At 37.9% G+C, this 16,864-nt stretch carries 17 protein-coding genes and 2 pseudogenes; 5 read left to right on the forward strand and 14 right to left on the reverse strand.

The window, feature by feature from the left end; translation table 11 throughout:
• Window position 1 precedes the first annotated feature (1 nt).
• Window positions 2-1,024 carry an alcohol dehydrogenase AdhP gene (gene adhP / locus NST70_RS15195; RefSeq protein WP_342475434.1) on the reverse strand — a complete coding sequence of 341 codons (1,023 nt, stop codon included), beginning with the start codon at window positions 1,022-1,024 and terminating at the stop codon, window positions 2-4.
• A gap of 201 nt (window positions 1,025-1,225) precedes the next feature.
• On the opposite strand from adhP, the gene NST70_RS15200 reads away from it, so the two are divergent.
• A complete protein-coding gene (locus tag NST70_RS15200; protein ID WP_061575496.1) occupies window positions 1,226-1,591 on the forward strand; it encodes a hypothetical protein in 366 nt (121 codons plus the stop codon).
• A gap of 460 nt (window positions 1,592-2,051) precedes the next feature.
• Entirely contained in the window at window positions 2,052-2,837 is a 786-nt protein-coding gene (locus NST70_RS15205) for an SDR family NAD(P)-dependent oxidoreductase (protein WP_342475435.1), read from the forward strand.
• A gap of 337 nt (window positions 2,838-3,174) precedes the next feature.
• Here NST70_RS15205 and NST70_RS15210 read toward each other — a convergent pair whose 3' ends face one another.
• From NST70_RS15210 to NST70_RS15265, 12 genes and pseudogenes are all read right to left on the reverse strand, one after another.
• Window positions 3,175-4,479, reverse strand: a complete 1,305-nt coding sequence (locus NST70_RS15210) for an IS1380-like element ISBco2 family transposase (protein ID WP_104851506.1) — start codon at window positions 4,477-4,479, stop codon at window positions 3,175-3,177.
• A gap of 381 nt (window positions 4,480-4,860) precedes the next feature.
• Window positions 4,861-5,397, reverse strand: a pseudogene (locus NST70_RS15215) (Rpn family recombination-promoting nuclease/putative transposase); the annotation flags it as partial.
• A gap of 300 nt (window positions 5,398-5,697) precedes the next feature.
• Window positions 5,698-7,008 (reverse strand): transposase family protein, encoded by a 1,311-nt coding sequence (locus tag NST70_RS15220; RefSeq protein ID WP_013858128.1) that lies wholly within the window; start codon window positions 7,006-7,008, stop codon window positions 5,698-5,700.
• 185 nt (window positions 7,009-7,193) lie between these two features.
• A complete protein-coding gene (locus NST70_RS15225) occupies window positions 7,194-7,871 on the reverse strand; it encodes a hypothetical protein (RefSeq protein WP_014096941.1) in 678 nt (225 codons plus the stop codon).
• A gap of 22 nt (window positions 7,872-7,893) precedes the next feature.
• Complete coding sequence (locus tag NST70_RS15230) at window positions 7,894-8,715, reverse strand: PTS system mannose/fructose/sorbose family transporter subunit IID (RefSeq protein ID WP_014096940.1); 822 nt, start codon at window positions 8,713-8,715, stop codon at window positions 7,894-7,896.
• Entirely contained in the window at window positions 8,712-9,512 is an 801-nt protein-coding gene (locus NST70_RS15235) for a PTS sugar transporter subunit IIC (protein WP_014096939.1), read from the reverse strand. Before NST70_RS15235 ends, NST70_RS15230 begins: the two co-directional genes overlap by 4 nt.
• 12 nt (window positions 9,513-9,524) lie before the next feature.
• Window positions 9,525-10,016, reverse strand: coding sequence for a PTS sugar transporter subunit IIB (locus tag NST70_RS15240; RefSeq protein ID WP_014096938.1), 492 nt, complete (start codon window positions 10,014-10,016; stop codon window positions 9,525-9,527).
• Between the two features lie 11 nt (window positions 10,017-10,027).
• Window positions 10,028-10,468, reverse strand: a complete 441-nt coding sequence (locus tag NST70_RS15245) for a PTS fructose transporter subunit IIA (RefSeq protein ID WP_014096937.1) — start codon at window positions 10,466-10,468, stop codon at window positions 10,028-10,030.
• Between the two features lie 173 nt (window positions 10,469-10,641).
• A complete protein-coding gene (locus tag NST70_RS15250; protein WP_179234739.1) occupies window positions 10,642-11,214 on the reverse strand; it encodes a PRD domain-containing protein in 573 nt (190 codons plus the stop codon).
• Window positions 11,215-11,252: 38 nt separating this feature from the next.
• Window positions 11,253-12,779, reverse strand: a pseudogene (locus tag NST70_RS15255) (sigma 54-interacting transcriptional regulator); the annotation flags it as partial.
• 70 nt (window positions 12,780-12,849) lie between these two features.
• Window positions 12,850-13,269, reverse strand: a complete 420-nt coding sequence (locus tag NST70_RS15260; RefSeq protein WP_051039153.1) for an HTH domain-containing protein — start codon at window positions 13,267-13,269, stop codon at window positions 12,850-12,852.
• Window positions 13,270-13,397: 128 nt separating this feature from the next.
• Window positions 13,398-13,622 carry a hypothetical protein gene (locus NST70_RS15265; RefSeq protein WP_013860568.1) on the reverse strand — a complete coding sequence of 75 codons (225 nt, stop codon included), beginning with the start codon at window positions 13,620-13,622 and terminating at the stop codon, window positions 13,398-13,400.
• A gap of 255 nt (window positions 13,623-13,877) precedes the next feature.
• On the opposite strand from NST70_RS15265, the gene NST70_RS15270 reads away from it, so the two are divergent.
• The 3 genes from NST70_RS15270 (at window position 13,878) to NST70_RS15280 (ending at window position 15,323) form a co-directional block, all read left to right on the forward strand.
• The gene (locus tag NST70_RS15270) at window positions 13,878-14,081 is read left to right on the forward strand and encodes a hypothetical protein (RefSeq protein ID WP_014096932.1); all 204 of its coding nucleotides are present in this window, start codon (window positions 13,878-13,880) and stop codon (window positions 14,079-14,081) included.
• 14 nt (window positions 14,082-14,095) lie between these two features.
• Complete coding sequence (locus NST70_RS15275; RefSeq protein WP_017550765.1) at window positions 14,096-14,632, forward strand: isochorismatase family cysteine hydrolase; 537 nt, start codon at window positions 14,096-14,098, stop codon at window positions 14,630-14,632.
• Window positions 14,633-14,816: 184 nt separating this feature from the next.
• Window positions 14,817-15,323, forward strand: a complete 507-nt coding sequence (locus tag NST70_RS15280) for a S4 domain-containing protein (RefSeq protein WP_013860569.1) — start codon at window positions 14,817-14,819, stop codon at window positions 15,321-15,323.
• Window positions 15,324-15,544: 221 nt separating this feature from the next.
• Here the strand turns inward: NST70_RS15280 and NST70_RS15285 are convergent, their stop codons facing one another.
• Entirely contained in the window at window positions 15,545-16,567 is a 1,023-nt protein-coding gene (locus tag NST70_RS15285) for a hypothetical protein (RefSeq protein ID WP_342475436.1), read from the reverse strand.
• Window positions 16,568-16,864 lie beyond the last annotated feature (297 nt).

Below are 16,864 nucleotides of genomic sequence, written 5' to 3' on the forward strand. Positions count from 1 at the left end.
CTTATTTCAACGACATATCCAGAACCATCCTGCCTTGTATTCTGCCTTCTTCCATTTCCTTAAAAACATCTCCAACTTCTTCCAGCCTGCGCGTTTGCACAACCGGGACGACTTTTCCTTCCGCACCGAACATAAAAGCTTCCTCAAGGTCTTTTCTTGTGCCAACCAAAGACCCGACGACTTCTATCCCGTCAAGGACTGTTTTCACAATTTCAAGATCCATTGTTTCCGGAGGGAGCCCGACAGCAACGACTTTTGACACCGGCCGTACGGAGTGGACAGCCTGGTTGAATGCCTGTTTCGAAACAGCCGTTACCACTGCAGCATGCGCGCCGCCAACTTCTTTCTGAATCCACTCAGCCGGATCGCCATCCGTTTTGGAATTAAAGGTGAGATCAGCACCGACTTCTTTTGCCAGTGAAAGTTTGTCGTCATTGATATCGACCACAATGACTTTCGCATTAAATACATGTTTGGCGTACTGGACAGCAAGGTTCCCGAGGCCCCCTGCTCCATAAATGGCAATCCATTCGCCCGGCTTCACATCTGCGACTTTAATAGCTTTATAAGTGGTTACACCGGCACAAGTAATGCTTGTCGCCTGCCTTGGATCCAGCCCTTCCGGCACTTTTACGGCGTAATCCGCTTTGACAATGCATTGCTCTGCCATGGCCCCGTCGACACTGTAGCCTGCATTTTTCACATTACGGCAAAATGTTTCATTTCCCGTTAAACAGTATTCACAATGTCCGCAGCCTTCAAAAAACCAGGAAGCGCTTACACGATCGCCCACTTTAAGAGAAGTGACACCATCCGCGACTTCCCTGACAATGCCGACCCCTTCATGGCCGAGAATGCGTCCCGGCACATCGCCAAAGTCGCCCTTTGCCACATGCAAATCCGTATGGCAGACACCGCAGTATTCGATATCCACCAAAGCTTCCCCGTACTCAAGCGGACGCAACTGCACATCTTTGACCTCTACCAGCTTTTGCTTATCAGAACTGACGACTGCTGCTCTCATGCGGATCCCTCCCGGAAAACTAGTTTGATATTTCGCAATTTTAATTTTTATTATAATGGCCTCTCTCCGGTCAATCAAGATTTTTTTGAAAAATTTTCCGGTTTTTCCACCCGGTATATGTCTGGCTTACCTTCTTTGAAACAGGGTATAAAAATAAAAACCTTTCCTGCCATACTGCGATGAGAAAATAGGTGAGTACGCATGAATATGGACAAATTGAGTAAAGTGACCCCTGGTGTTTATAAAATTGAAGAAAATTATGTTGGCGAAGCCATGAAGAACCTTCAGGAAAACCAATTGATCATTCAAGGCGATATTTTTTGGCACAGCCATGAAACAAAGAAAGTGAAACTGATGAAGCGTGCCAGTTATTTAGTCGGATACAACCCGTTCATGAAAATGGATTACGACTATTTAATAGAATTAAAAAGTTTGCTGGAAATTTTGCTTGAAGACAAAGATCCTGACCTCGTCCACTGCACAATTAAAAATGCCAGATGGATTACAAAAGATTATATATACACGATCACGGATAACAAAATCAACATTGAAGTGAACCTGGCTTAACTTTTTAGGGCAGGGCCTTTGTGAAGGCTTTTACAAAGCAGGGGGCCCGGAGCCTCTGCACCCCGGCGCCGAAATCCAGATCATGAAAGGAGCGCAGGCAAAGACAAGGCTTAAATTTAAACTTACTTGAATGAACAGACAGGCTTGGCGGTTTAACCCCCGGGCCTGGTTTCATGATTTAAAGTGAAATAGGCATTGGTTTTTAAACCACTAAAACAAAAAATTTATCATTTTTTCAAGCTGTTTTAGAGGCAGACAAAAAAACATCCAAATTGCCAAACGGTATCAGCGGTTTATGAGATTGGTGGTATAAGAACTACACCTATATTCGGGTAAACCCGGACCAGCTTTTGCCGGTTACACACGCCAAATTTTTTACAAAGCGGTGAATGTCTGCAAAAAACATGAAAGCGGAAACAAAAGGGCGTATACTTAGATCAACATATTGGAGGTGTTGATGATGGCAAAATTAAAAGGAAAAACTGCCCTTATTACCGGCGGATCGCGGGGCCTTGGGGCGGCAATGGCCGTTACGTTTGCAGAAGAGGGCGCAGAGAATTTGATTCTGGGTGATGTGCTGCAGGAAGAATCCAATCAGACTGCCGGAAAGATTAAAGAACAATTCAGAACTAATGTCCTTCCGGTTCAGCTTGATGTAAGTTCGGAAGAAGATTGGGCGAAGGTTATGGAAACAATCCGGAGAACTTACGGAAAGCTTGACATTCTCGTCAATAATGCCGGCATCAATAAGCGGGCCAAGTTTGCCGATTGTGAGCTTGAAGATTGGAACCGGGTCGTTGCCGTTAACCAAACGGGCGTCTTTTTAGGCATGAAGCACGCCTGCAAGCTGTTAAAAGAGCAGCAGCAAAGCGCAATTGTGAACGTGTCCTCGATTGCCGGCCTGACCGGTTATTTTGCCGCGCCTTACACTGCAAGCAAATGGGCAATCCGGGGGATGACAAAAGCTGCCGCAATGGAATTCAGCGATTGGGGCATCCGCGTTAACTCCGTCCATCCGGGATTTGTTTATACGCCGCTGACGCAAGCTGCAAGCAAAATGGTGGATGCTTTCAATGAAATCACAGCCCTGGAGCGTCCGGGCGAACCTGAAGAGATCGCCAAAGCCGTTGCCTTCCTGGCTTCTGACGACGCTTCCTACATCACCGGCGCCGAACTGGCAGTGGACGGTGGAATGACAGCAGGCGGCGGTCCAAGACATATTGTAAAAAATTTAAACTTACTTTAACCAAAACACACAGGCTTGGCGGTTTAACCCCCGTGTTACTGGCGCCCCAAAATGGCAGGAAATTGACGGTGTTATTTGTCCAGAAATTGACGGAATTGTTGTCAATTAAGGGGGGGAGCCAGTTTGCGCTTTATTGTGGCTTCCCCTATGAGTTTAATACTTAAATTTAAATCATCCCAAATTACGAAAGTGCAGCGATTTGATAGCTAAAATCCACACACGTGGAAGTAAATGTAAAATATGGAATCCAAATCTATAATTTCAGGTGGTTGAAGGTATACTTTCCCCCTCCCCACCTTTGCGGGCTTTTTAATTTCCAGTATTCAGTTCCTGTCTCTCAATCAATCATGCGCACACTTTGAATCATTTTCCGGAATGCCCATTTGTGGGCATATGTCTCACAAATGTTCAATGAGACCCTCCGGCTGTGAGACGTCAGCACGCCGGCCGAATAAATAAACTCTCTTCGAAACCGCCTGATGGTATAGGACTTGAACGCAGCCGGGCAATGGTCCTTTTTAAAGATCTCGAATAAATTGTACGCCAGTAATTTAATCAGAAGATCCATATGATTTGCCCCGAAAGAATCTGTTGGAATCTTGTCCATCGAAAAACCATATTTAGACTCTTTGATATAGTTTTCCAGACAGGCTCTCTGATTGTAAAATCTCCAAATATCCATAGGTTCCCAGTCCATCGTTGTCACAATGGCTTCATAATCCCAGAGAAAATCAAACAATTGAAGCTGGTCTTCCTCATACTTGTCAGCTTTTCGGATGACCGCAACTCTTCTTGGCTTTTCCCAGGAAGTTGCTTGGTAGTAGACTGTTTTTCCCTCTATAACAATCAGCTCATCATCAACATACCGGATCCACGGAGAATTGTCGTTTTCAACATACTTTTTCAATCTTGATGTCCATTTCAGTTTGCCGGCGTAGTTAATCTTCTGCTGCTCCCAATAACTGTAAAACTTTTCTCCGCCAAATCCCTTGTCAAAACGGGCGTACCGGATAAGGTACTGAGCGGAAAGCAATCGATAGGTTTCCTCGGCAAATTCAATTCCGTTGTCAGCTGAATGGACGTTTCCCGGTCTTAGCACACCGTTTAAGCAAAGATGGGATTTTCCTTCAAAAACGAGAAGGGGGTGGTAGCTTTTTCTGCCCGGCTTATGGGGGTTCACCCCGATTTTCGCTCCCTCCTGGTTTCCATAAACCGTTTCGACACTTGAATCAAAGTCAAGAATGAGATCGGAATCCAGCCATGGTTCGATGATGTCCATCACCCGTTCTTTGAATTCTATGGCAGCATCCTCGATTTTCTCCAACCTTAATAGATCCTTGCTTAAAAGCGTATAATGCGGGCATTTTCCTCCTAAGAAAGCACGAATCAAAGGGTCATTCTGGAGTGATTGAAAATGAAACATACGGGAGCAATCTGCCATCCAGCCCGCAATCAGATATACAAATATTTTACTTAGAGGAAATTTGGCATTGTCTTTCTTTAAGCAATCAAACCCCCGGAAAGTCTGCTGGATTTTCATCCGTTCCAGAAATTGCAGAAATGGGAGGATGCCACTAAATTTTGTACTATTCTTTAAATTGAATTCATATTTAATTCTTGAGACAGGAATGATATAATTCACCTTAAAGGTGCCCCCTTTCTTGGTTATTGTTTTTTTCTCAAAATCAATTATACCAAAGGATGGGGCACTTTTTTATTTTAAATTACTATTTTACTTTCGTAATCTGGGTTCATATGTTTACCACAACAAGGGGAAGGTACTTTTTCCGCACCCCTAACCAAAAACACCAAGTTGAGTATTTTCAATTAGCTTATAATCTGATACAATAACCATAATCGTTATTTTTGGTGGGACATTCCCCGTATAGCTGATGGTACAGTTATACATCATGGGGGATGTCCTTTTCCTTTCTCAAGAATAAATACGAGGACATTATACTCGTCAAATTCCGGACAGGCAATACCGTCAACTTTCGGTTATTTTTGGATGTCAGAAACATGATGGCTTCGCTTTCATCTCACGTCTGTATTTTTTCCATTTTACCATAAACTGCGATAAATCAAATGTGTGGAATTCCAGATGCGGGCTCCAAATGAAATGCTCGTTATCCTCGTAAAGATGAAAAACGTTGTGGAAGCTGTCGGTTTCGTGGGGAAAAAGCGGGTAGTTTAAGATGGAGATCATGATGGTAGGGACGAGTACAGAGTAATTTTGTCCGGATTGCAAAGATGATGAGAAAAGTTTTGACCAGTAATAAAGCACCCGTTCGGGCATATCGTGCTGGTTTACCATTTGAATTTCAACATTAATCCTTTCATCGTTGGAAGTGTAAACCAGCACATCGAGCCGGCTTGTCTTGCCAACCTGGTCCGACTTAATGAGTTCGGTGTTTTCGTATTGAACGTCGGTAATCCGGTCGCGGCCTTGCCGATGAAGCAAATCATTCAAAAAGGCAATGGTAATCTTCTTTCTGCTTGGGTGGCCGAAAAGCTGTTTGAACATAAAGTCCAATTTGAGGTCGAGGTATTCTGTTGTCATGAGGGTCGATCCTTTCGGGGGTGGTATTTGAGGTTGGTGCGAGGTAGTATATCTGTTTATTTTATATTATTTGAAAATTAGTGTCAATAATGTTATTGCTAATCCAGTTCTGAAGAGTAAATTCATCAATTTTTAGATGTTTTATGATAAAATGACTTATCCACATTTAGAAAATTTTTCCATCTATTTTTTCTGCTTTCAAAGTCAAAAAGAGCCGAATTTGCAAATTTCTTTTTTAAAATTGTGGATAACTTCAAAAAAACCTTTTTTTACATCACATCCTTTGCTATAATATAACCATTAAGTAAACCTTACTTGTATTGGCTTACTTAAATGGGTGAAATCCTCGTCTGTTAAAATGCGTGTCCGAAACGATTCCAACAGATTTGAGGATTTTTCTTTTGCCGTTTTTTTGAGTGCTTTTAAGATTGACGAACCTTTTTCAAACAGCTGTCTAATAATATCTGTTATTTGAACTAATAAATAATGATTTTTCATGGCTGTGTAGTTTTGGCTATTGGCATGTTCTATATTGTAACGATTATTTTTTTGTTCGTTAAATCCTTGATTTTCAATCTTCCAGCGGCTTCTTCCTGCAGCGATGAGTCGTTCCACGTTCTTTTTCGTGATTTTAATATCCGTTATAAATACATACTCTTTCGATTTCCCATCCTCTGTTTTCATTGTGGCCTCCATCAGATTGACCGTTCTGTCTTTGTAGGCAATATCATTCACCCAAACTAATGAATTCTGATCCTTACTTTGTTCCAGCTCTTTTATTGCCTTAAACTCCGTCGAGATACTTTTAATTCTCCCTTCCTTAAATCTGCATATATATTTCCATTTGTGCGCCCTGCACAGATTAAATACCGTTTCACATGCATAGAGACTATCTCCCAAGATACAAATCGGTAGTCTTTTAAATATTTTTTTTATTTTCTTTGCCAGCCTGTCGAAGGCTTTTAATTCACAATCTTGCTTAGAAACATTTTCTGATTCATTTTCGATAAATTCGGAGGCAATACTGAAGACCATATCCCCCACGACAAGCTTGGCTTCAAGTACATGGTGCATATAAAGTACGTTCGTTTCTCCTGTTTCTTTATTTGTATATGCCCGTCTCAGGCAGTGTTTACAATGTTTCTCATGAAAGGTGTGTAATCCAGTTCCATCAATGATGACACCCCAGTACTTTCCTTCAATTCGATAAGACTCGAGAGACCTTTTTTTCAATAATTCTTTAATCATATACGTTCTAATTTTTTCTAATTCATTTACATCTAAGCCAGATAAAAAGTCGTTAATTGTATCATAATGTGGAAGTTCTTCAAGAGAATCTAAGCCTAACACCTTCCCTACATTTTTAATACATTCTTCTTTATTAAAACTCTCACTCATGTTTCTCATGGATTTTAGGCCGGTCATATTTTTCAACATCATCGTAAATAAAAGGACCTCTGGACCATAAGTGATATAGCTTTGATGTCGGTGGTCTGCTACCTTTTTTAGGTTATTCATCAGGTCTTTGAAAAAATGCTTCTGAATTTTAAGGAACTCGAAAAAATAATTTGCTTCTTTTTCACGATTTCTTTTTTCTTTTCTAGTAACCAAAATAAAAACCCCCTCAAAACAGCCAAGTTTAATTAGGGCTTGCTGAACGAATCAAATTTTAGCTTGTATTCGACTTGTCACTAAGCCATGCCAAAATATTCGTCCAGCAAGCTCTAATTATTTAAATTATTACATATTTAGCCGCATTTTTGGGGGGGGAATAGTTAAATTATCACGAAAAATTTTTACTCCTCAGAGCTGTAAGCATTCGGATCACATAAGATGAATGGTATGAACTTTGCTTTACCCGGACTTATAGAAAAATGGACTGTTTTTTTATCCGCGCTTTGCGGGCAATGCATTAAAATATTGCGCCGATCCGAGTATTTCTTTTCATACAACTTTGGCAATATGAGTTCGCCTGTAAGATTTGTTGGCTTCAAATTTTCAATATAGATCCCATAGACAAGGCAGCTTAGTCTTGCACCCGTTCTTCCGACGGGTGCATACACAATGATGGTGCATTTTAAATCTTTTAAGTCGTGTTTAATTCTTGGAAACAAATTAAACACCAGGTCTGCCTCAACCCTGTTTTTGGAATTTTTAAAGTCATAAAGTTTATCATCATAACGTATTTTAAATGATAAGTCATTTTCCTGAACAAAATCCTTTGATACCCATACCCCGGGTTTGTCTTCCGTTAAATAATTACCATGATAAAACGATATGCTTTTAATGGTTCCAAACTCATCTATACTGGATGTCACTTTATTATTTGTAACATCAAAAGAAAAAGATTGATCCGGCAGTTGCTTGAGATAATAACTTTCTTTATTTGTACTAAAATATTTTCCGTTCTCAATTGTTAAATTGAAATAGGGATTGACCGATTCATCGATAAATTGAGTTATGTTTTTTGCCATATTATTTTCTCCCGAATTTTTTTTAGACAATGCCCAAGACAGACAACAGTACGCCTAAAACCATGATCCCGAAGATAATTGCGATAACATTTACTTTTTTCTTCAATAAATAGAAGCAAAGAAAAGTGATCAGCAAAGGAATGATTCCTACAAAAATACTATCCAATACATTTTGGACGTTCATGATTTCTTTTCCATGCATATGAAAAGCTAAGACTGTTTTAAATTTAACCATTTGGACAGCCATCGCACCAACCATGATCAGCCCTAAAATACTGGCAGCTTTTGTTAAAACTGCGATAATGCCTTCTGAATACATTTTTTCAATATACTTGGACCCAAGTGAATATCCTAAAAATGCGCCGTAATACCGGATTAAATAGTTGGGTATATTAAACGCCAATAAAAAGATAAGCGGTGCCAGGAAATTCCCCGCATTTGCAAGCCCGATTGCCAGTCCGGCACATACAACACGCCATACACCCCAAAAAAGGGAATCACCAATGCCGGCTAACGGCCCCATCAAACTTAATTTAATGGCATTAATACTTTTCGGATCAAAGTTAGGTTTCTCACTGTTTTCCTTTTCCATTGAACCGGCAATTCCCATCACAAAAGAAGCAAAGGGGATAGTTGTACTAAAATAAGCTGTATGCCTTTCAAGCGCTAATTTCCGGTCTTCTTTATTTTTATAGAAATGGTGAATAAACGGTATCATAGAGTAGCAAAAACCGCCTCCTCCCATCGTAATCGGATTGACCGAAATATACATGGTAGCGGAACGCCAAAACATTTTTCTAATCATTTTCTTTTCGTCTTTACTAAGGTTCTGTGTTAGTTTCATTTGAAAAAGTCCTCCTCTTCATCCGAGATGGCGGCATTTACATCCGGGGCACTTGCCGTTGCCATCTTTTTCAATTGAAGATCTCTTGGAGAAACAACGACAGCAATGATAAACGCGATTGTAGCGACAGCAATTAAAGGAAGTTTTAAATATGCAACCAATACAACGCCTAAAAAGAAGTAAGCAGCAATTTTATTATCCCATAGCATCATTAACAGCATTGCCATCCCTACGGCAGGCAACATGTTCCCGGCAACTGTTAAACCATTCATAATCACTTTCGGAATACTGTTTAATACATCTCTGACAACATCCGATCCAAACAATACCGCGAAAAATGGGATGAGCGCATATAAACCATAGTGTAAGAACCATAATCCATAGTGAAGGCCGACGATTGATTTTTCTTTTCCTTCAAGCGCGAGCTTTCTGAATTTCGGTGCAAATGGCCCGATAACAAAAGAAAAGATCAAGTTCATCAATTGCAGTCCTAAAATGGCTAATGGAAAAACCAACGGGATAATCGCGCCCATATTCCCGCCCATGTTGATTGAAAAAACAGTGGCTAATCCTGCTGCCAGTGAAGGCTCTGCTGTACTGGATATGCCAATATTGACGACGCCCATAAATATTGTTTCCAGAGACGCCCCTACAAGGAGTCCTGTGTTTAAGTACCCCAGTAATAAACCCGTAAGAGGAGCGACAACGATTGGGCGGCTTAGCATAGACATGCCAAGCAATTCATGTCCTGCAACTCCTGCAAATACTGCAAACGCGACGACAATTGCATCATACACAAGGTATTCCTCCTAACGTCTTATGTTTTTAAGGATATTTACAGCTAACTTTTTTTCCATGGCTGGAGTAGGCTGAAATTCTGTATTTGGATACAGCTTTACCAATGTTTCTAAATGATCAATTTCTTCTTGTGTGAGCATGACTTCTTTTGAGAATGTGATCTTTTCCCCATCTGTCATTTTTCCGGCGTTTCCGATATTTACGAGTTCAATGTCCTGAAATCTTTCGCAAATTGTAACAGCATCTTTCACAGTTGTGACCAATACCATAAGCCTCATTTTTTGAGCCCTTGGGTCGTTCAGCAGTTGTATTGCAGACTCCACCGTTTTAATAATGCATTTTATCTCTTGAGGCACAGCCATTTTCAAACTCATTTTTTGAATTTCATTATTTGCTGCCTCATCATTTGCAACTACTAAACCATCAAGTTTTAACGCCTTCGTCCAAGTCATGGCTACTTGTCCATGTATTAATCTTTCATCCACTCTCAGAGCAACGATCATCTTAATCCCTCCTAATTAAAAAATAAATCCTCATTGTTATCTTTTTCCGTTTCCTGTTTGGAAAGATTGCTTAGTTCGATTAATTTCATTTGTTTCTGAGAATCGGCAACCATTTCCTCTAGCAGCTGATCCGTCAGTTTTTTTGTTGAAAGCACGACTTCAAGGATGACCGGTAAGTTAAAACCGGAAATGAGATGCACTTTTCTTTTTATGGAACTGGCGTAAGCAATGATCTTCTGGGTTACACTTCCTCCGTATAAATCAGTAAAGATAATAATTTCATTTTCTTCACTTGCAGATTGGAAAAAATGTTCAATTTGTTTGTCAATGCTCTCATCATTGACGTATGCATTCAAAAAATAGATGTTTTCTTCCACACCCGTAAGAAGTTTAATACTGCTTTTGATGCCGTTTGCAAAATAACCATGAGTGGCAACTAATATTTTGTTCATTTCTCTCCTCCTTTCGTCTCATCGGTTTTTCGTATATTATTAATGCAATTTCCGTGCCAGTCTTTTAAAAAACAGGTATGCCAGGCATTTCAATTGTAAAAAATAATGTGTCCAAAAAATTGGACACAACAGGAACACTGGATAGACAGATTACGGGATTCACGAAAGCCCTCTCATTTTTGAATAAACGGGCCAATTAATTGGTATAACAACGAGATTTCGTATTGGCTGACCATAATGTTGTAATTATTTTCCATTGGCTTAAAAATATTTTTTGAAGTAACGTAGAATTCCGCTTCGGGTTCTGACAATTTCTCTTTAATATCCTCTTTTTCTTCTCGAGAAATAAAAAGACGTTCTATCATAAGAGCGATGTGCATATACAAATTTAACTTTACTTTTCCAGTAAACGTAATACGATAATAATTTTCATATTTTGTCAAAACATTTTCCACTTCATTGATCACAACAACGGGATTTAAAAATTTCAGCCGGTCTACCACGCCTTGTATTGAAAATAGTTTTAGCAATTCCTGAATCATTTTATCAAAGGAATTTCTACTGATATCGTTATAAATTAAACTCCATAAATTGGAAATACCCTCTGCATCCAGCATATTGTATATATTGACATGGGGAATGGAAAAAGAGCTTGGTAAGTCCGTTGTGGTAATGACAAGCTTTGTTTTGTCAAAATAATTTTTTGAATTCCTGTCAATTGTATTTTTCAATTCCCTGTATTCCATCGTTAATACTTCTATCTTTTCTGTAGATAAATACTTGCTCATGATATCTTTAATTTTTTCCGATATGCCCATGCCGGACATACAAGAAATAATGATGTTTTTTGTTTTTGAGAAGCCTTCAAAATACTGGGTTTCAATTTTATATTTTTCGACAGACTGTTCTCTGCTATGGTTTTAAAAGGCACCCTGTTTTTTATTTTAAGCCCTATGTCCAGTGCAATCGAGGTGGTTAAGTTGTCGACTATTAATAAATCACCCTGCAGAGCGTTCTTAATGGATGAATACAGTTTGCTGAGCGAACCCATATCAACTAATAAAGTAAGCCCGTCCGGATTCGCCTGATGATGAATAAACATACGTGCTTCTGTAATAATATTTTCCAGTGCTGTATTGATCGGCATATCAATGGCTTCAAAAACATATGTTTCACATAATCGGTTGACCACAGACTGGATACTGCTGGCCGTGCTTTCTCCATGAGCGATGAGCAAACCCTTCAGTTCAATATCTTCTTTCACATAATCAGATAGCAGGAGGGAGATCACTATTTTTAGGAACGCACTTTTTTCGCTTGTTAAGTGCAGGGAACTGACAAATTTATCGGCAATATAACTCGTTCTTGGATAAACCGTTTGAATTTCTATATTTAAATCCTTTAAACAGCCTAAAAAGGGTATCTTTTTCTCATGAATGTAATAATAAAAATCAAAGCTGATTTTGTCTATTGATACACTGTTTACAATCCCGTACCGGTTCATAATGATATCTTCCCATTTTTGAATAAACATGTTCTTTACATACATTATGCTTTGATTGGATACATTTTCAAAGTAAGAAAAGTTACCCAAGCTTTTTAAATGAAGCGTCTGTAATCTGTTTTTTAATTGTTCCAATGACGCCTTTGAACCCGTGCCTTTAGCATCGTGCAAATCTGACATGATTTTTTTCAATTCCAGCATGAAGCCATCTGCATGCTCCTGGTCAAAATCAAAAGGGAATGCATATTCAATCAAGAGATAATTGTGCGGATACTTGCTTGTTTCCGCTTTCCGAACAGGCATATCAGAAATGGTACCGGGGCTTATCAGTAAAGTATCATGGTCGGGATGATGATTATAAGCATCAGCACAACTCAGCTTAATCATATTTTTTAACTTTCCGATGTTGCCATTAAAATGGCTGTTTAATAATAATTGTACGGACTCTCCTTTAACCAATATATTTTTTTGAAGGATGTTTGCTTCTTGATAAAACATATATTTTATTAACTGTATTTTTTCAGCCAATGGCCGGTTATTGAAATTAGAAATAGTAACATGTACTTGAATCCTTCTCAGAAATGTTTCTAAAAATATATTTTCCTCATTTTCTGTGGTTGCGAAAATAAATCGGACTTTCGATTCATTCCATGTCTTATTTTCCCCGAGCGGTCTGTATTTGCCGGTATCCATGAACAAAAAAAGCTTTTCCTGGTTTTCTTTAGATAATCTATGGATCTCGTCTAAAAATAAAAAGCCACCGTCCGCCTCTTGGATAAGCCCGTCTTTTTCCGGGTTGCCCCCGTAAAAGCACCCTTTTTATAACCAAACAGAACAGAAGATAATAATTCTGCATTGTCTGCGTAGTCTGCACAGTTTAAAACAATGTAAGGGGCGTTTTTTTAATAACCTCTTGATTTATGGCATACTGATAGATTAACGACGCGAGAAAACTTTTGCCGACACCTCTTTGTCCGGTGATCAATATATTTAAACCGTTAGGAGGGTATTTAACCGCCGCCTGGCAACGTTGTATGATTTCACTCTGGCTGCCATGATATCCAATAAAAGATTCGAAGACGTCTTCCGTTTTCATCTTGCTTATAACAGACCAATAGACAGGTTTTGTGGCTGTTTTTGCCACTTTTCCTTCTTCAAGTAACCTGGAAAGATAATGACTTACTACTTGCCTTGAAAGGGAAAGCTTTTCTGCAATTTCTGATGCAGTAATTCCATCTTTGGCGGTATTTAATTCGCTTAGTAATTTAAATACCTTATCTTGCGCTGATATTTTCATTTTGCTCACTCCCGGCTGGAACTCTATATTGATAGCACAATCATACCATTTGAAAAATATATTACAAATTCAGAAAAAAGCAAGAGATATGGCCGGAGTGGATATAACTTATCTTAAAATCTCTTGATTCAAGGATAGCAACGCCAGGCACTCCACGGAAAAAAGCGGTTCGGGCTGGTGTTGTTTAGTCGGAAAGTATCAACGGCAGTTAATAACAAGTGATCAATGAGACCATTCTCCAGTTCCTTTTTCAACTCCGGAAAAGTGGCTTCTTTGAACTCTTTTTTTGTCCAGATCAGCTTTATCAAAGTATACGTTGCCATAGAGTAGCTGAATCCAAGCCTGTTTAACATCTTAGAAACACCCTTTGGAGTAAAAGTATTAGGAAAAATTAGATTTTTATTTACTTTTCTCCCTAAACTTTTTGGCCTTTTGAGGGATTCGAAGTATTTTGGAGGACCCATTAAAAATAGGGAGTAATATGAGAATGGGGTTTTATTTCCTGATGGAATATTGCTAAATTTAAGTCTAATAGGGATTTACAAATATTTATATTTAGTGTACAATTCTGTATATAAGATGAAACACAAAGACTGGGGGAAGGTATTGTGAAGTATCCATTAGTACGTAAGCATCTCATGATGGTACCCTTCGGTAAGAAATTGTCTATAGGAACTATTCCTAATGGCGCAATTGAAATTGAAGATCCTGATAGAGCGATTGATTCTGTATTATCCATTTATGATGGAAAAAGAACAGTAGAGGAAATACATAGATTGAATGTTATGGATAATATTAAAAAACTAATTTAAAAGGAGATTCTTTTATGAAAGCACTACTTGTTTTAGATATGCAAAATGGAATATTAGAAATGAAGGACTTTAGTGAAGAAAGGAATAAAATCAAGAACATTATAAAAAGGTTTAAAGATGCAAAAGATTTGGTGGTATTAACAAAACATATAGATAAGGATCCAAATAGTCCACTAGCTGAAAATACTGAAAAGAGTGATATTGATAAGGAATTTGCTCAATATGCGGATCTTACTATAACCAAAAACACTCCAAGTGCATTTTTTGGTACAAAGTTAGATTCTATTTTAAAGGAAAAAAATATTGATCATCTATATATTACAGGATTTAATACAGAGTATTGCTGTTTATTTACTGCTATAACTGCATTTGAAAGGGGATATAAAGTCACTTTTATCGAAGATGCAACAGGAACTGTTAATGATGATGATACCTATGAAATGAAGGGATTGGATATAAACGATTTTGTAGGTTGTATATTGGATTGGTCAGGTATAATTGAGGTTCTTTACTACGAGGAGTTTGAAGAGCAATATGCTGCATCAATATGAGAAGGCTATTGTATCAACAATAGTGACCAGGGGTATCTTGTGAATGTCTTTTGATTCTTTATGAAAACGGATTTATCCTACGTAATAGTAGAAGTATTATTCTTCATTTATTTCATTTTGAGAGATAAATATAAACAAAAGAAGCACTTTAATAAAATGAAAATTTCCATTGAGGTGTGTAACTATGAATATTATTACCTACAATTGGTCCGTTCATAATGGGGAAAAAGTTGAAACTGTAGTCAAGTATTGCCCAAATTGCGGAAAGGTAGTAAATTTTTATGACACTTTAATGAGAAGACATAATTCAAACGGAAAAAATATTTATAAATTTACTATTTTTAAATGCGAAAAAAACCACACTTGGAATAGAAAAGAGAAAATCTTTAAATCGTATGACCCTAAGTTGGAAATTAAAAATAGGGATTTTCCGAATGAAGCACCCCAGAATGATAACGAAAAAATTAATTTGGTTACACACTTAAAAAACGGATTTAATAAGATTTGTATTAATATAAATTATTTAGATGAACCTGTTCGTATCGATAAGTTGCTTGGAAATCAACTCATTGATATAAGTAGGAATCAAATTTGTTCGTTAATTAAAGAGGGGAAAATACTATTGAATAAAAATACAATTAAAAATCATACTGCTGTTAAAGAAAAAGATACAATAGAAATATTTATTTGATAAAAAATTAAATGATATTTTCACGGGATCAGTTCTATATTTTTATATTTAACCTGTGAAACTGAATAAGGAGATACCAAATCTTTACAGTATCCTTTTTAACTTCTGGTTACGGATACAGGAATCTACCACCACCCTACCAATTACCAACCTTCTTACAGGTGAATATACGAAAACCAAGGATTGGTGTGCCAATCCTTGGTCCTTGTTGAAGAACGTTACTACATGTCTTCATCAATGTTAAATTCGCCGTTTTCTTTTAAATATTGATAGGTAAATTGCAGTTCTTCCCTCGGCCTTATGCCTTTTTTTATAGCCTCCTCGTATTCTCTTAGCCAATAATCTTTCTGATTGTATGTTTTAAGCTTATTGAGCAAGCTAAACAATGCGTCTTCTTTAGATTCTTCCTGAATATTGCTTTTAAAATAACGGATAGCTGACTCATATTCACACAGTTCCATCTTTAGTTTGAAAACCGTTTCAATCAATTCATTTATATTTCGCTCCCGGCTATATTCATCATCCTTCCAAACCCATGTCTCTTCTGGCGTTATCGTTCGCTGCTTCAATCCCATTAGAAAATGATGGCATTGTTCGATTGCTATTTCTTTAGCATCCACAGTTCTCAAATTCGCAATGAACACGTTGAATAAAGATGACCGCAGTGTATCCATGTCGAGATGATAATTAATAATTTGTTTCAGGGCAGAACTTATAGTTTCTTTGTTAATCCCCATACTGAATTTTCTTTTTAGGAGAATATCGAATAATTCCACTTGCTCCATACCAATAGATCTAAAGGGATTGTCTGTGTTAAAGATGTAATAGCCACACCCATAACATAACATTTCATACAGTGCATCGAGTAAATCTGTAGCACGCTTCCCTTCGTCTCCTTCAACGGGTACCTGTTGCAATTGTTTTATGTATGATTTGACCTTGAATCGCCACTTGGGACGTTCCTTTTTGCTAACATACCGATTTGGGGCAATGTAATTTTGTTTATAAGCATTTTGAATGAATTGCGTAATTTCACGTTCCAAATCATTAAGGTCAACATGTTTTTCTTTCTCTTTTTTTATCTTTTCAGCTTCTTTGTACTGCTGAAAATCTTGCAACATCCCATCAATTTCTTTTTCATCACGCACTTTTTTCGGTATCGCCTTATACAATTCAATCATCATTTTGCTTAAGTCGTCCTTACTGTATTTTTCAAGGAGCTCTCTCAGCTCAGTGACACGCATTTAACATCCCTCCCATTCGTTTAAAAAACTCCCGGATTCCCGGCATTTGCTTGTTTCAATCAACAAATGTTACTCAATGGTATCTATTTTATTTACCATGTAACCCTCTGTTTAAATAAAAATTTTAAGTGATAAACTTCGAAGGTAAATTACTTATAACAAACTGTTTCCTGAATTATTCACAGAAATTCAGAAACTTATTATAACTTATGGATTACCAAGCCTTTTCGGCTTTATTGTAATTCATTAAAAAAATGAAAAAAGAATCCATTTCTGTTAAAGTTAAAGTAACCAAAA

The organism is Weizmannia sp. FSL K6-0777 (assembly GCF_038593185.1).
Taxonomy (GTDB): Bacteria; Bacillota; Bacilli; order Bacillales; family Bacillaceae_C; genus Weizmannia; species Weizmannia faecalis.